Genomic DNA, 14,855 nt, shown 5'->3' on the forward strand with positions numbered 1-14,855 from the left:
TGGCTCCTGCCCGGCGGGCTGTCGCGGGTCGGCACGCGCGACACGCTGTTCAACGCGCCGATGCCGCGCGGCGGCAGCACCGTCGATACGTGGGTGATGACCGAAGGCATCGTCGATTCGACGACGCTGCTGCAGACGCACCTCGGCCCGGACGACCTCGTCGAACGCCCGCGCGCGATCGCGAGCCGCGCCGCCGAAAACCTGTTCTGGCTCGGCCGTTATACCGAGCGCGCGACCAACCTGATGCGCCTTGCGCGTGCCGCGCTCGAGCGGCTGCGCGGCGAGGACGACGTTGACAGCCCCGCGCACCTGGAATTGCTCGACATGTTGTGCCGCGACACGGGCCTGATCGCGGCCGACGCGCCGAACGCCGTCGATGCGCCGCGTGCATTCCAGCACACGCTCGCGACGTCGCTGACGCGCGGCGCGGATCGCACGTCGGGCATTGCGTCCTGCCTGTTCGGGATGCGGGGCGCGGCCGCCGCGATCCGCGAACGGCTGTCGAGCGATCAGTGGCGGTTGATCGACGACGCGACCCAACTGTTCGCGGATAGCGCAGGCCAGCCGGAGGCCGAGGAGCAGATCGGCAACGAGGCGCTGCAGTTGCTGGAACGTCTCGGCCTGCTGCTCGGCGCGATCACCGGCGCGCAGACCGACAACATGACGCGCGACGACGGCTGGCGGCTGTTGTCGATCGGCCGGCAGATCGACCGGCTGGACTTCCTGTGCAGCGTGCTGAAGGCCGCGTTCGACGAAGGCGCGGTGAATCGGCAGGACGGCTTCGAGCTCGTGCTGGAGCTGTTCGACAGCACGATCACGTTCCGTTCGCGGTTCCAGCGCGGCTTTGACGTCGCGCCGCTGCTGTCGCTCGTTGTGCTGGATACCGACAATCCGCGTTCGCTCGGCTGGGTCGTGCAGGCGCTGCGCGGCCGGCTGACGAAGGTCGAGCGCAGCGAAGGCTATGCGCTGTCCGAACTGGCCGAGACGATTCCCGACGTCCCCGCGTGGTCGCTGCACGAGCTGTGCGAGACCGCCGACGGCGGCCGACACGACAAGCTGCTCGATGCGCTCGACACGACGGTGAAGGCGGTGTGGGAACTGTCGAACCGGATCGGTGAGCGCTATTTCAGCCACGTGCGCGAGGCGGGCAGGACGTTATGGTGACGACGAAAGGCGCGGCGAAAGTGTCGCCCAATTCCGGCAATGCGCGGAACACATCGGCACCGACATCGGCGCCGGCCGCACCGGCCGCCGTTGCCCCCGGCCGGTTGCTGCGCGTCACGCACGATACCGAATACCGTTACGCGGCGCGCGTCGAATCGGCGCAGCACCAGGCCCGGCTGCAACCGCTCGTCACGCCGCGCCAGCAGGTGCTGTCGTTCGCGCTCGACATCGATCCGGCGCCGGAATCGGTCGGGACCGAGATCGACGCATTCGGCAACGCGCGCGCGTCGTTTGCGTTGAACCAGCCGCACGATGCGCTGCTCGTGCGGAGCCGCAGCACGGTACGCGTGACGCCGCCGGTATGGTCGCGCGGTGCGCGCGGCGAGCCGCCGCCTGCCATCGCGAATCCCGACGGTAAACAGGCGATGGCGTGGGAAGCCGTGCGTGACCGCTTGCGATTCCGCGCGGGGCAGCCCTACGACGCGGCGAGCGAATTCGTGTTCACGTCGCCGCATGTCGCGTGCGATCCGGAACTCGCCGCGTATGCGGCGTCGAGCTTCACGCCGCAACGGCCGCTCGTGCAGGCCGCGTGGGAGCTGATGCGGCGTGTGCATGCCGATTTTGCGTATACGCCGAACAGCACCGACATCACGACGTCGGCGCTCGATGCGCTGCGCTTGCGCAAGGGCGTGTGCCAGGATTTCGCGCACGTGATGATCGGCGCGCTGCGCTCGCTCGGGCTGGCTGCGCGTTACGTGAGCGGCTACCTGCTCACGCAGCCGCCGCCCGGACAGCCGCGATTGATCGGCGCCGACGCGTCGCATGCATGGGTCGAGGTGTACGACCCGGCCTGGCCCGAGGACAACGGCTGGCTGCAGCTCGACCCGACCAACGATCGCGCGCCCGGTGACGACTACGTGATGCTGTCGATCGGCCGCGACTATGCGGACGTGACGCCGCTGCGCGGCGTGATTCGCGGCGGCGGCGCGGATCAGGAGCTGAAGGTCGGCGTGACGGTGGAGCCGCTGGAAGTTGAAATGGACATGTAAGGCGTCGTCCCGCACTCCGCATTTTGATATCATGCCCTATTAATATAATAGGGCCAAAATATAATGCGTGCCGTATCCGGGGTACTGGTCATCGTTAGCATGCTGTTCATCCTTGTGGCAGTGATCGGGTTGATCCGGCCGTCGCTATTCAAAAACAAGAAGACGGGCACAGTGCCGAAGCGCGCGCTTCTATTCTTCGGCGGCATAGCGGCGTCGATGGTGACGGTGATCGTGGCCGCAATCATTCTCCCGGAACAGGGCAAGGTGGCCAAGACTACCGATCGCCACGCAAGCGAACTTGCTTCGGCTGTCGCCGCTGTGTCGTCGGTGGCAAGCCAGACCGACGTGGCTGCGCCGCACGTGTCTCTTGATCTGACGCCGAAAGAGTTTCGACGTGAGTACAATCGTTTAGCTTCCGACTCGAGCGACAATGACGTGCTCGCGGAAATCGAGATCGTTCACGATGCTGTCTACGACGGTTTCCAGCAGACGGTCGGTCGTAACCTCGAGCTAGCCGGTATTGTCAACAAGGCCGATGGAACACTTCGCGAACTCGTTATCCGCATCGGCATCAACGAACCCGGGGTGATGCTGAAGTCTGTCGCGACACTTGTCACGATCGCAGCAGCGGTCAATCCGGCTGCTTCTTCAACCGACGATACCGAGATCATCGTGCACATGATCCAGCTCGCCATGGAGAGTCGCAAGGAATCCAAATTGATCGAGCGTAGCGTCGGAAAACTGCATTACTCCGCAATCTCGAGCGATACCGCCGGCTTGCTGTTCTCGATCAGTCCGCGTTGAGCAAAACGCCACATTGGTGTTTCGGGGCATTGTCCGTCAAACGTTGACCGCGAGCGACGAACGGGGCGCCGCGGTCATTGTGGTTTTAAGTCTTCGTTAACTCAGCACGCCTAGCATGGTGATGCCGGCGAACGGATCGGGCCCCGGTTCGGCGCCGGCGGCACGCGCGGGTGCGTCGACGTCACGGCGCCGCACCGTCGCGCATCGCCATTCCCTTGCAACGGCGGCGGATCATGATCAAGACCTTCGACTACACGCTCGGCAGCGACACGATTGCGCTCTGCGCGAGCTTCGGCGCGGGGCCGGCGTGGCGCCGCGTGCTCGTGAGCCGTGCGGATTCGATGGAGACGCTGGTGGTGCTCGACGCGCGTGGCCTGTCGGGCTTGCTGAAGGTGGCGACCGGCGCGCCGGAAGGGTTGCTCGACGATGCGATCCGCAAGGTTGGCGACGAGCAGCTCGTGGAGCGGGCGATCAGCGGCAAGGCGATCGTCGAAGCTGCGCTTTGAACGGGCGGTGCGTGAGCGTGCCGGCAGGCACGGTCACACGCACCGCGTTGCATTGCGTTGATTACGCGGCGAACCGGTCCGTCGCCGCGATCAGCGCTTCCAGGATTCCCGGCTCGTTGTACGCATGCCCCGCGCCGGGCACGATCTCGAACGTCGCATCCGGCCATGCCTTCGACAAATCCCATGCGGTGCGCGCGGGCGTCGCGACGTCATAGCGGCCCTGCACGATCACGCCCGGGATCCCGGCGAGCCGATGCGCGTCGCGCAGCAGCTGGCCTTCCTCGACGAAGCCCTTGTTCACGAAGTAGTGGTTTTCGATTCTCGCGAACGCGAGTGCGTAGTGGCTGTCCGCGAAGTGCGCGGCGAGTTTGGGGGCGGGCAGCAGCGTGATCGTGCGGCCTTCCCAGATGCTCCACGCGCGCGCGGCTTCGAGCTTCGCCGCTTCGTCGTTGCCGGTCAGCCGGCGATGGTAGGCGGCCATCAGGTCGCCGCGCTCGGCTTCCGGAATCGGTGCAACGAAGTCTTCCCACAGGTCGGGGAACAGCCACGATGCGCCTTCCTGGTAGTACCACAGCAATTCCGCGCGACGCATCGTGAAGATGCCGCGCACGACCAGCGCGCTCACGCGCTCGGGGTGCGTTTCGGCATAGGCGATCGACAGCGCGCTGCCCCACGAGCCGCCGAACACGAGCCACTTTTCCGCGCCGACCATCTCGCGCAGCCGCTCGATATCGGCAACCAGATGCCATGTCGTGTTGTTCTCGAGGCTGGCGTGCGGCGTCGAGCGCCCGCAGCCGCGCTGGTCGAACAGCAGGATGTCGTAGCGCTCCGGATCGAACAGACGGCGATGGTCGGGGCTGCAGCCGGCGCCGGGGCCGCCGTGCAGGAACACGGCGGGCTTGCCGGCCGGGTTGCCGCAGCGCTCCCAGTAGATGCGGTGGCCGTCGCCGGTGTCGAGATGGCCGTGGGCGTAGGGTTCGATCGGTGGGTACACAGGCAGGCTCCGGGTAAGGGTCGACAGGAGGCGGACGAGGCGCAGGCCGGTGTGCGGGCGGGGGACTACGGATATTGCGCCGCCGCAAAAATCGTTGTGTTGGCATCGGACCGGCCGCCGCCGGACAAGGCTTGTCATTATGCCCATTCGCCGTCCCGGGCGTCGGCTCGTTCCGGTTTGCGCGGCCGCCGTTGCCGGCCGGGGGATTTTTGAAGCAATTTCATTCCGATATTTTTCATACAAAATCCCGGCGGCATATCGGCGTGCCGAAGCGGGGGCGCCGGTCTGCTGCCCATCCACCGTGCCAACGGAAACCAGCCGATGAACCATCGCGTCACGCAGTTGACCGGGTTGCGCGCCGTCGCGGTCGCGATGGTGGTGGTCGGACATGCCGAGCACGTGCTGCCCGGCGGCTACACGGGCTGGTACGCGCCGTTGCGGCTGATCGCCGACGGCCGGCTCGGCGTGCTGATCTTCTTCGTTCTCAGCGGCTTCCTGATCACCAACGTGTTGCGCGCCGAGTTCGCGCGCACGGGCGGCATCGCGCTGACGTCGTTCTACGTGCGTCGCGCGCTGCGGATCTGGCCGGCCTGCTACGTCTATCTCGCGGCGGTCGCGATCGTGGCCTTCACCGGCTGGTTCGACGTCGACCGCCGGCAGTGGCTGTATGCGGCGCTGCACCTGTGGAATTACTCGGCGTGGTTCGGGCTGACCGGCGACAACACGCTGCATCCGGATGGCGCGTGGTATCTCGGCCATTTCTGGTCGCTCGCGCTCGAGGAACAGTTCTACTGGTTCTGGCCGCTGCTGTTCGTGTACGGGATGCGGCGGGGCGGTACGCGCTGGCTGGCTGCGTTGATCCTGGTCGTGCCGCTGGTGCGTGCTGTGACGTATTTCGTTGCGCCCGCGCTGCGCGGGCAGCTCGGGATGATGCTGCATACGGGCGTCGATCCAATCCTGATCGGCTGTTATGTGTCGCTCAATCGTGAGCGGCTTGAAGCCTGGATTCGTACGTGGCGTGGCGAGGCGCGGATCGTGACGGTGATCATCGTTGTCGTGCTGATCGGCATGCCGCTCGCCGAGCATCGGCTCGGCGGCTTCTGGAATGCGACGTATGGTGTGACGCTCGAAGCCGCGCTGATCGCGATCGTGATCGTCGTGCTGAATTTCCGTAACGAGTTCTGGTGTGCGCGGTGGTTGCGTACGCGGCCAGTCGTGTTCGTCGGCACGATCTCGTTCAGTCTTTATCTGTGGCAGCAGCCGTTCGCGAATCCGGATCTGGCCGTGCCGCATGCGTTCCCGCTCGGGATCGTGTGGGCGCTGATGGCGGCGACGGCCAGCTACTTCCTCGTTGAAAAACCGTTCCTGCGGTTGAAGGATCGCTATTCGTCGCGCGAGGCGCGACGTGTCCGTGACGACGCGCTGCGGATGCCGACGTCGGGCGAGGCGATCGGAGCGAAGGTGGCGGAGTAGGCCACCAAGTTACTTGAATACCGAAGGCGGATACCAGAAGTTCCGGTACATATTGATCCCGTACGACTTGCCGTCGTAGCGGACGATCGTGCGGACCGGGCGCTTGTCCTTGCGCTGAGGCGGGTCGACACGCGCGGCAATCGACAGGTCTGCAAACCCGTGGCTCGAAGTCTTCTCGATGCCGATCGTCATGGTTGCCGACACGATTGCGTCGTCGCTCCCGCCGGGGCTGCAGACCGCATGCTTGTCGTCGGTGTTGACCCAGCCGGCGAGGTTGGTGCCGAAGACCGGCCGCAAGCGATTGCCTTCGCGCACCCACAACGTCAATTCGTCGCTGGTGCCTGCATCGGGGCAGCTTGGCCCGCGTGCGCTGCTTGTGAACACGACGCCGAATGCGCGCACGTCGGGCGACAGCCTGTATGGCGCCGTGTCGATGCGATAGCTGTTTTCGCCGATCTCGGTCGCCGCATCTTCCTCGATCACCGACCGTTCGGCAGCCACAACCTTGCCGCCTTCAACGAGGGCGATGACTTGCAGCTTGTTGCTTTCGTCTGGGTTCTTGCTTTTGGGCAACGAATCGAACGCGACAGCCGCGATCGTCGTTTCCGGCGTATTCGGCATTACCTTGCACGCCGACGCGACGACGAGCCGGTCCGCGTCGCGCGTGGCGATGCGCGCGCTTGCAATGCCGGCCCAGCGCGCGACGGCCGTGATGGTATCGTCGCCGCAAGGCTGGTTGTCGGCGGCGTGAACGGCGGGGATGGCGACGAGCGCCAGCAGCGGGGCGAAGCGGAGGATTCTTGTGGTCACGATGGGAACAGGTTCTTCACGGGTTGTCGTGGATGCCGCTTACCGACCCGAAGCGTACCGCAGCACGCAGAAAGATCGTCCGAGTGCTTGACCGCATCTGTGCCGCCACATGTATCGGACCCGCTTCGCGGGCGCAACGCAGCCCCGATCTCAATCGGCAAACGTGGACGGATGCGCGCGGAACCTGCAGCCCGTCGCATCCTTCGCATGATGATGGCGCCGGGGCCGGCGTTCGAGCGCTTCCTTCGGCTTGAAGCCGGATCAAAGTCGACGGAATACCAGACTGGCATTGACGCCCCCAAAACCAAAGCCGTTGGAGATCGCATATTCCGTCGATATGCTGCGGGCCGATCCGGTGACAATATCAATGCCTTCAGCTGCCGAGTCCGGCTGGGTCAGGTTCAGCGTAGGAGGCGCGAGCTGGTCGCGCAGAGCAAGGACGGTGAAAATCGCTTCCACGCCGCCGGCAGCCCCGAGCAAATGTCCTGTCGACGCCTTGGTGGCTGAAACGGCAGGGCCGCGACCCGATCCAAATACAGTCTTGATGGCCGCCAGCTCGCTGATGTCGCCGACGGGCGTGGACGTCGCATGAGCGTTCAAATGCCCGATCAGCTCAGGGGCAAGATTCGCCTGCCGGATCGCGAGTTCCATCGCGCGTCGTCCCCCGGCACCGTCCTCGGGCGGCGATGTCATATGGTATGCATCGGCGCTCGTGCCATAGCCGAGTACTTCGGCGATGGGGGTGGCGCCTCGCCGCAGCGCGTGTTCCAACTCTTCTATGACTAGCATGCCGGCGCCTTCTCCCATGACGAAGCCGTCTCGCCCGGCATCGAACGGGCGGGATGCCTGAGCCGGATGATCATTGAAGCCCGTGGACATGGTTCTTGCCGCGGCGAATGACCCCAGGCTGACTCGATCGATGCAGGCCTCCGCGCCGCCGCACACGGCAATGTCGGCTTCGCCCGCCCGAATCAGGCGCGCTGCGTCGCCAATCGCCTGGGCGCTGGCGGCACAGGCCGTAACCGGTGCGCCCAGGGGGCCGCGAAGGCCGTGGCGGATGGAGATGTGGCCGGCGGCCATATTGGCCAGGAAGCTGGGTACGGTGAAGGGAGAAAGTCGTCTTGGCCCGCGGTCGTCAGTGATCCTGACCGCCTCTGCAATTGCACCGAACCCGCCCACGCCAGACGCTACGATGGTTGCGGTTCGTTCGCGAGCGCTTTCGGTATCAGGTCGCCACCCGGATTGATTCAAGGCCTCTTGCGCGGCGCCCAGCGCAAACAGGCTGAACCGGTCCATCTTCTTCTGGTCCTTGGGGTCTGCCGCGAGGGCAGGATCGAATCCCCATGGACAGTCAGGCGTCAGCACGGGCACGACGCCACCGACCTTCGACGCAATTCCTTCCGTGACATCGTCGGGCAAGCCGACCACGCCCGAATGGCCCGTCAGGAGACGGCTCCATACGGATTCGACTCCGCATCCCAATGGCGAAACCACACCCATGCCAGTCACGACAATGCGTCTCGTATTCAAACCGTGCTCCTCTTTTGACCGATGTAGACAGGCCGCCGGCGATTGGCGCAATGCGCCATCCGACAACTATCACGAAGTTCAGAAATCACGAAGATATCGCGTCAGTATAGGGATGAGGCGGGTAAGGAATTCGCACATTGCGCCAATTAATATGCAAAGTGCGCCATAATGATCCAATCATGAATCTGCCCCGCCAACGTCCTCTCACGGTTTCGGCGCACTTCCTGCACGGGATGTTGCGTGCCGTTCGCATGCGTCAAGGAGAAGACGTGACGGCACAGGTCCTCGCGAGCGCCGCCATCCCGCAGTCTCTTCTCAATCAACCCGATGCACGAATCACGCGGCAGCAGTACGTCGCGTTGTATCGGACGGTCGCGGCGTCGCTCGATGACGAGATGCTGGGGCTATGGTCCAGGCCAATCAGGGGCGGCACGTTGAAGTACCTGATGCTCAGCCTGCTGGACGCGCCAACGGTATTGGTCGCGTTCAATCGTTTTGTTCGTTTCTGGAATTTGCTGCTGGATGACTACCGGTTGCACATCTCAACGAAGAATGATCTGGTGCGGCTGGCGCTGGTGGAGCGGATGCCTGGCACGCAGGTTACGCCCCTTGGGCATGAGTTGATGATGAAACTGGCTCACGGCATAGCGTCCTGGCTACTAGGCAGGGAGCTTGCGCTGCAACGGGTCGAGTTCAGTTTCGCCAGGCCCAGGTACGTAGAAGACTATGCATTTCTGTTTCCCGGGGCGGTGCAGTTCGATTCCGGGACGACGAGCATCCATTTCTCGTACCAGGATTGTGCCGAGCCGTTCAAACGCGAAAAGCACGAACTATGGGCTTTCCTTAACGCCGCGCCCGGAGCCTGGACTTTCAGCGTATTTCATCATGGTTCGATCGTCGCCAAAACGCGCGAGCATCTTGAACGGAATATTGCGCAGCCGTTGACGATACAGGCGCTCGCGCAGGCGTTGCATACGTCTGTACGCACGCTCAATCGTAGATTTGCGGAAGAGGGCACCCATTTCCAGCAGGTGAAGGACGGACTGCGGCGGGATATCGCGGTCGATCGGCTGACAAATTCGAACACCAGTGTGGCCGTGCTGGCATTTGATCTTGGCTTTTCCGACGCCACCGGTTTTTGTCGTGCGTTCAAACATTGGACCGGCAGTAGTCCTACGGATTATCGCAAGGATACGCGTCGAGACGAGTGACGAGAACGCGTCGGGAATTGACGGCACGTGTCGAATAGCCGGAGCTGGCCGAACGCCGACAATGGGGGCCTGTGTTTTCGAGAAATCCGCGAGGAATAAAAAAAGGCCCTTGCGGGCCTTTCGTCGACAACTGACGGGAACGGCGAACGCTTACCGCGTCAGCGCCGTGAACCCTTCCAGCAACCGATCGACATCAGCCGCCTGAATCGCGCCCATCGTCGAAATCCGGAACAACTCCTTCGACAACCCGCCTTGCCCCGCGTAGATCACGAAGCCACGCGCCTTCAGCCCGTCGTGCAGCGTCTCGTACGTGACACCTTGCGGCAACCGATACGCACGCAGCACGACCGACGATTCACCTTCGGCCAGCACCAGCGGCATCCCGCGTACAGCAAGCCCGGCTTGCGCCTGATCGGCGAGCGCCTTGTAGTGCGCATGCCGCGCACGCCAGCCACCGGCCTCGTCAAACTCGCGCAGCGCCTCGACGAGCGCGTAATACGCGTGCACGGAAGGCGTGAACGGCGTATTCCGCTGATCCTGCAGCTTCGCGAGACGGCCGAGATCGAGGTAATACGTACGGCTTGCCGCTTTCACGAGCGCGCTGCGGCGCACGATCACGAACGCTGCACCCGGCACGCCGTGCAGGCACTTGTTCGCAGTCGCGGCAACCGCGTCGATGTCGCCACCGGCGAAGTCGATCGCTTCCGCGCCGAAGCTGCTCACACCATCAACGAGCATTTTCACGCCACGCGAACGGCAGACCTCGGCAATCGCACCGAGATCGTTCAAGCGACCCGTCGTCGTTTCATGATGAATCACGGCAACGTGCGAATACCCACCCGCATCGAGCTTCGCACCAATCTGCGCGAGATCCGGCGCCTGCATCCACTCATGCTTCAGCACATCATGCGCGATGCCATACTGCGTTGCGATCTGCGTGATCCGCTCGCCATACACGCCGTTCTCGATCACGAGCAGCTTGCCGTCCTTCGGGACGAGCGCCGCGATCATGCTTTCGACGGCAGCCGTACCCGACCCCGTCATCAGCACGGCCGCCCACTCAGCCGGATCGAGTTCGTACGCGGCAACGAGACGCGCACGCGCCTCATCCTGCAGATCGAAGAATTCGCTTTCGCGATGGCACAGATCGGGTTGCAGCAGGCTGCGGCGCACGCGTTCGGTGAGCGTGACCGGGCCGGGGTTCAGCAGCAGCATCAAAGGGCTCCTTCAACGTGGGCTTCGGTCTGCGCGGCGCCGATGTGCCGCATCAGACGATTCTTGACCTCGACCGGCGTAACGGTCGGGCGGGGCAGGCCGTCGGGCACGCCGGTGCGGATTGCCAGGCGCACGAACCGCGTACCGTCGACCGGCGCGACAAGCGCCGTATCGAGCACGTCGAGCGTGTCACCTTCGACCGCCGACGCATACCCGCACGCGGCAGCAACGCCCGCGAACGAAACATGTTGCGACACGGTGGCCTGGCCGCCCGTCGATTCGTGCGCGCCGTTGTCGAGCAGCACGTGCGTGAGGTTGGCCGGGCCGTAGGTGCCGAGCGTCGCGAACACGCCCATGCGCATCAGCGCGGCGCCGTCGCCGTCGACCGCGACCACGCGCAGGTCGGGGCGTGCGAGCGCGAGGCCGAGCGCGAGCGGCGTCACGCAGCCCATCGAGCCGACCATGTACAGCTGGTTCGGACGATCGTCGATCGCGTAGAGTTCGCGGCCGCAGAAACCGGTCGATGCGAGCACGACGGTCGAATCGACCGGCGTATGCGCGATCACGCGCTGCAGCGCGTCCTGGCGGGTCGGCCAGGCTTCGGCCGACGCGGCGCGCGACGACGCCTGCGCGGCGACATGCGCGCGCGGTTGCGCAGCCGGGTTGGCCTTCAGCTCATACGGCGCGACGCTGCCTTTCTGCATCACGAGCGCGTACGGGCGGCCCGTCGCGTCCATGTGCGCGATCGCGCGGTCGAGTGCCGGGCCGACCTGTTCCGGGTCGGTCGGGAACGTCTCCCACGGGATCTCCATCGTGTCGAGTATCGCGGGCGTGATCGGGCCCATCAGCGCGTGCTGCGGCTCGTCGGCCACGCCCGGCTGGCCGCGCCACGTGACGATCAGCAACTGCGGCAGGCGGAACGTCCACGTGAGCGACGTGAGCGGGCTCACCGCGTTGCCGAGCCCCGAGTTCTGCATCATCGCGATCCCGCGCTTGCCGCCGAGCGTCGCGCCCGCGATCAGCGCGACCGCGTCGCCTTCGTTCGCGGCCGACACGTAATTCAGCGTCGGGTCCTGCAGCACGTAATTGATGAACGGCGTCAGGTACGAGCAGGGCACGCCCGCGTACCAGTCGAAACCGCGCTCGCGCGCGGCCTCGACGAACTGGGCCGCTTCGATCATTGCGCGCCCCCGTTGCCGGCGCCCGGTTCGGACAGCGGCGTTTGACCGTGTGCGAAGTCGCCCGCGCGGCGGAAGTCTTCGAGATCGTTGACGCCGCGCCAGTGGCCGTGCACGTACTGCACCTCGATCTTCTCGCCGGCGGCGATCAGTTCGTTGAGCAGCGACGGGATGTCGAGCGTGTCGAAATCGTCGCGTGCCTGCAGCGTCGCGAGCATTGCCTTCAGGCGCTCGACGCCGGCGCCGCGCACGTTCAGCAGGCCGATCCAGCGGCCGTGCGGCGTGCCTGCGGCGACGTCGCTCGAGACGCGTTGCAGATACGTCTTCTGGCCGAACAGGCCGCGATCGTCTTCAGCCGAGCAGAGTGCGAAATCGCGCACGCTCTGGTTGGTCTCCGTGAGCGACGAATCGACCACCACGCTGAACTCGGCCTCGCTCTCCGCGAGGTCGCGCACGATGTAGCTGCGGAACAGCAGGTCGCCGTACGAGATCACGGTGTCGCCGGTCAGGCGTTCGGCCGCGCATGCGAGCGACGCGAGCTCGCCCGTCTGCGCATGGCGTTCGTTGACGACGAGCTTGATGCCCGACGTGTCGATCGCGTCGGCGCGATAGCCGCCGACCACGGTGATGTCGTTCACGCCGTGCGTCTTGAAGCCATCGACGAGCCAGCGCAGCAGCGGCTTGCCGGCGACCGGCAGCATGACCTTCGGCTTGTCTTCGGTCACGGCTTCGAGGCCCTTGCCGCGGCTGGCTGCCAGCACGATTGCCGCGTTCGACGCGCGCGACGACGACGACAGGTAGATTCGCTCGGCTGCCGAGTATTCGTCGGCGTCCTGCAGGCGGAAGATCTCGTTGACCGATGCAACGCGGTCTTCGACGTTGATCAGCGTTTCGCTCTCGTGGATCTCGCGTGCAGTCGCCTGCATCGCGGAGGCCGACGCGCGGATCAGGTGGTTCGCCCAGATCACGGTGCTGATGCCGGCCTGGCGGAACACGTCGGTCGGCGTGCTGTAGTACTTGGTCGGCACGATCACGAGCGGCGCCTTGCCGCTCCATTCACGCGCGAACTGCAGGATCTCGTCCGGGCGCGACAGCTTGCTGTGGATCAGGATCGCGTCCGCGCCGGCTTCCGCATACGCGTTCGCGCGGCGCAGCGCCTCGTCCATCCCCCAGCCGGCGATCAGCGCTTCGACGCGCGCGACGATCGAGAAGTCGGGATCGGTCTGCGAATCCTTGCCGGCCTTGATCTTGCCGCAGAACTCGTCGATTTCCGCGAGCGGCTGGCGCTCGCCGCCGATGAAGCTGTTGGTCTTCGGGAACTGCTTGTCCTCGATACAGACGCCGGCGATGCCGCGCTGCTCGAGCTTCTTCACGAGGCGGCGCACGTTGTTGAAGTTGCCGTAGCCGGTGTCGCCGTCGAGCAGGATCGGCAGGTCGCTCGCGTCCGCCATGAATTCGAGCACGTCGACCACCTGGGTCCAGCTGGCTTCGTTGTTGTCACGCACGCCGAACTGCGCGGAGATCGCGAGGCCCGATGCCCAGATGCCCTTGAAGCCGGCTTCGCGGACGATCCGCGCGGACAGGCCGTTGTGCGCTTCCATCAGGAATTCGAGGTCGCTGCTGACGAGCATGCGGCGCAGGCGTGCGCTGCGCGATTCGGTGAAATTGGGTTCGCGTGCGTTCATCGTGCGACTCCTGCGGTAGTGCGTTGAATCAGGGGGAGGATTTCTTGCGTGGCGCGTGCGACGTCGTTCGGGAAGTCGATTTCGATCCACGGCGAGCCGGTGACGTCGGCGACGTCGAACGAATGACCGCCTTCGAGCAGCAGGTCGCGCACGGCTTCTTCGTGCGGCATGTTCGCGCGGCCGCTGTCGACGTAGCCCGCGACGATCGTCGCGAGGCGGCGCGCGGTGCCTTCGGTGAAGCGGAAGAAGCCGACCGATTCGCCGATCGTGTCGTACTCGAGGTCGACCGCGAGCTGCTTGCGCAGCTCGACGGGCACGCCGTTCTTCAGGCACAGCTTGACGGGCTCGTCGCCGGCCTCGAAGTCGCGGTCGATCAGCAGGCGGTCGACCGTCTTGTCGGAATCGGCCACCAGCGCGTGCAGGATGTTCTCGTCATACAGCACGTCGGCATCCATCAGCAGCACGTCGCCGCCGCGCGTCATCGCCTCGGCGACGGTATGCACGGTCAGCACGCTGCCGAGGTCGTAGCGGTCGTTGATCACGATCTCGGCCTGGCGGCCGAGACGCTTCAATTCCTGTTCGACCTTCTCGTGCTGGAAGCCCAGCCCGAGCACGATCTCGTCGACGCCCGCGGCATCGAGTACGCGCAGATGGCGCTCGAGCAGCGAAACGTCGTCGAAGCGCAGCAGGCACTTCGGGAACTGCGCCTCGGGCGGTTGTTGCAGGCGCAAGCCGAGGCCTGCCGCAAGAATGATGGCTCGCATGGGTTCTCCAACCAAAAAGCCGGCGGATCTGAACGATCAGTCGGCGAGCGGCTGCGGCGCACGGCGCCGCTGCCAGTTTCTTTCACTGAAATGCAGATAGAGCAGGCCGGGCAGGCCGAGCGCGAGTTCGCGCGCGCGTTTCGCAAGCGACAGCGCGAGCGCCGCGTCGGGCGGCAGTCCGACCAGCGGCGCGAGAAGCAGGTAGCCGCCTTCCTGCGCGCCGAGCGAGCCCGGGATCGCGAAGGCCGCGCCACGAATGGCCTGGCCGACGCTCTCGAGCAGCAGCGCGTCGAGCCAGCTCACCGGATGCCCGAGGAAGTGCAGCGCGAGCCACACTTCCGCGGTGCCGACGATCCAGCCGACGAGACTCAATGCGAACGTCTTCGCGACCTTCGCACGATCGCGGTACAGCGCGCCGACCGCGTCATCGATCGCATCGGCGCGGGTCGCCAGCGACGACCAGTCGCGCGGG

The 14,855-nt window shown here is 65.2% G+C and carries 14 protein-coding genes; 6 read left to right on the top strand and 8 right to left on the bottom strand.

Annotated elements, in window-relative coordinates; translation table 11 throughout:
- The 4 genes from G3N99_RS20700 to G3N99_RS20715 all read left to right on the top strand — a co-directional run.
- On the top strand, window positions 1-1,164 hold a 1,164-nt coding region (locus G3N99_RS20700; RefSeq protein ID WP_206123335.1), incomplete at its 5' end, for an alpha-E domain-containing protein.
- Window positions 1,158-2,213, top strand: coding sequence for a transglutaminase family protein (locus tag G3N99_RS20705; RefSeq protein WP_206123336.1), 1,056 nt, complete (start codon window positions 1,158-1,160; stop codon window positions 2,211-2,213). The genes G3N99_RS20700 and G3N99_RS20705, both read left to right, overlap by 7 nt.
- Before the next feature lie 99 nt (window positions 2,214-2,312).
- Window positions 2,313-3,017, top strand: coding sequence for a hypothetical protein (locus G3N99_RS20710; protein WP_241011763.1), 705 nt, complete (start codon window positions 2,313-2,315; stop codon window positions 3,015-3,017).
- A 233-nt stretch (window positions 3,018-3,250) separates the two neighbouring features.
- A complete protein-coding gene (locus tag G3N99_RS20715) occupies window positions 3,251-3,523 on the top strand; it encodes a hypothetical protein (RefSeq protein ID WP_174935817.1) in 273 nt (90 codons plus the stop codon).
- A 61-nt stretch (window positions 3,524-3,584) separates the two neighbouring features.
- Here the strand turns inward: G3N99_RS20715 and pip are convergent, their stop codons facing one another.
- Window positions 3,585-4,517, bottom strand: a complete 933-nt coding sequence (gene pip / locus G3N99_RS20720) for a prolyl aminopeptidase (protein WP_206123338.1) — start codon at window positions 4,515-4,517, stop codon at window positions 3,585-3,587.
- A 321-nt stretch (window positions 4,518-4,838) separates the two neighbouring features.
- Between pip and G3N99_RS20725 the strand changes: the two genes are divergently transcribed.
- A complete protein-coding gene (locus G3N99_RS20725) occupies window positions 4,839-5,990 on the top strand; it encodes an acyltransferase (protein ID WP_206123339.1) in 1,152 nt (383 codons plus the stop codon).
- A gap of 9 nt (window positions 5,991-5,999) precedes the next feature.
- On the opposite strand, the gene G3N99_RS20730 is transcribed toward G3N99_RS20725, so the two are convergent.
- On the bottom strand, window positions 6,000-6,800 hold the full coding sequence (locus G3N99_RS20730; RefSeq protein ID WP_206123340.1) for a multidrug ABC transporter ATPase: 801 nt from the start codon (window positions 6,798-6,800) through the stop codon (window positions 6,000-6,002).
- Between the two features lie 261 nt (window positions 6,801-7,061).
- The gene (gene fabF / locus G3N99_RS20735) at window positions 7,062-8,330 is read right to left on the bottom strand and encodes a beta-ketoacyl-ACP synthase II (protein WP_206123341.1); all 1,269 of its coding nucleotides are present in this window, start codon (window positions 8,328-8,330) and stop codon (window positions 7,062-7,064) included.
- A 179-nt stretch (window positions 8,331-8,509) separates the two neighbouring features.
- Between fabF and G3N99_RS20740 the strand changes: the two genes are divergently transcribed.
- Window positions 8,510-9,541, top strand: a complete 1,032-nt coding sequence (locus G3N99_RS20740; RefSeq protein WP_206123342.1) for an AraC family transcriptional regulator — start codon at window positions 8,510-8,512, stop codon at window positions 9,539-9,541.
- 150 nt (window positions 9,542-9,691) lie between these two features.
- On the opposite strand, the gene G3N99_RS20745 is transcribed toward G3N99_RS20740, so the two are convergent.
- The 5 genes from G3N99_RS20745 to G3N99_RS20765 form a co-directional block, all read right to left on the bottom strand.
- Window positions 9,692-10,756: a 2-aminoethylphosphonate aminotransferase gene (locus tag G3N99_RS20745; RefSeq protein WP_206123343.1), complete on the bottom strand. Its 1,065-nt coding sequence runs from the start codon at window positions 10,754-10,756 to the stop codon at window positions 9,692-9,694.
- Window positions 10,756-11,937: a phosphonopyruvate decarboxylase gene (gene aepY / locus G3N99_RS20750; RefSeq protein WP_206123344.1), complete on the bottom strand. Its 1,182-nt coding sequence runs from the start codon at window positions 11,935-11,937 to the stop codon at window positions 10,756-10,758. The genes G3N99_RS20745 and aepY overlap by 1 nt, the downstream gene beginning before the upstream one ends.
- Window positions 11,934-13,619 (bottom strand): phosphoenolpyruvate mutase, encoded by a 1,686-nt coding sequence (gene aepX, locus G3N99_RS20755; RefSeq protein ID WP_175041683.1) that lies wholly within the window; start codon window positions 13,617-13,619, stop codon window positions 11,934-11,936. The genes aepY and aepX overlap by 4 nt, the downstream gene beginning before the upstream one ends.
- A complete protein-coding gene (locus G3N99_RS20760) occupies window positions 13,616-14,383 on the bottom strand; it encodes a phosphocholine cytidylyltransferase family protein (RefSeq protein ID WP_174935781.1) in 768 nt (255 codons plus the stop codon). Before G3N99_RS20760 ends, aepX begins: the two co-directional genes overlap by 4 nt.
- Window positions 14,384-14,419: 36 nt before the next feature.
- Window positions 14,420-14,855: lysylphosphatidylglycerol synthase domain-containing protein (locus tag G3N99_RS20765; protein WP_206123345.1), on the bottom strand; the 436-nt coding region annotated here is incomplete at its 5' end.

Origin of the sequence: Burkholderia sp. Ac-20392 (assembly GCF_017104585.1) — a bacterium.
Classification (GTDB): Bacteria; Pseudomonadota; Gammaproteobacteria; order Burkholderiales; family Burkholderiaceae; genus Burkholderia; species Burkholderia lata.

Coding starts and splice junctions, on each gene's coding strand:
- G3N99_RS20705 (WP_206123336.1), top strand. CDS start 1,158: ATGGTGACGACGAAAGGCGCGGCGAAAGTGTCGCCCAATTCCGGCAAT.
- G3N99_RS20710 (WP_241011763.1), top strand. CDS start 2,313: ATGCTGTTCATCCTTGTGGCAGTGATCGGGTTGATCCGGCCGTCGCTA.
- G3N99_RS20715 (WP_174935817.1), top strand. CDS start 3,251: ATGATCAAGACCTTCGACTACACGCTCGGCAGCGACACGATTGCGCTC.
- G3N99_RS20725 (WP_206123339.1), top strand. CDS start 4,839: ATGAACCATCGCGTCACGCAGTTGACCGGGTTGCGCGCCGTCGCGGTC.
- G3N99_RS20740 (WP_206123342.1), top strand. CDS start 8,510: ATGAATCTGCCCCGCCAACGTCCTCTCACGGTTTCGGCGCACTTCCTG.
- G3N99_RS20745 (WP_206123343.1), bottom strand. CDS start 10,756: ATGCTGCTGCTGAACCCCGGCCCGGTCACGCTCACCGAACGCGTGCGC.
- aepY (WP_206123344.1), bottom strand. CDS start 11,937: ATGATCGAAGCGGCCCAGTTCGTCGAGGCCGCGCGCGAGCGCGGTTTC.
- aepX (WP_175041683.1), bottom strand. CDS start 13,619: ATGAACGCACGCGAACCCAATTTCACCGAATCGCGCAGCGCACGCCTG.
- G3N99_RS20760 (WP_174935781.1), bottom strand. CDS start 14,383: ATGCGAGCCATCATTCTTGCGGCAGGCCTCGGCTTGCGCCTGCAACAA.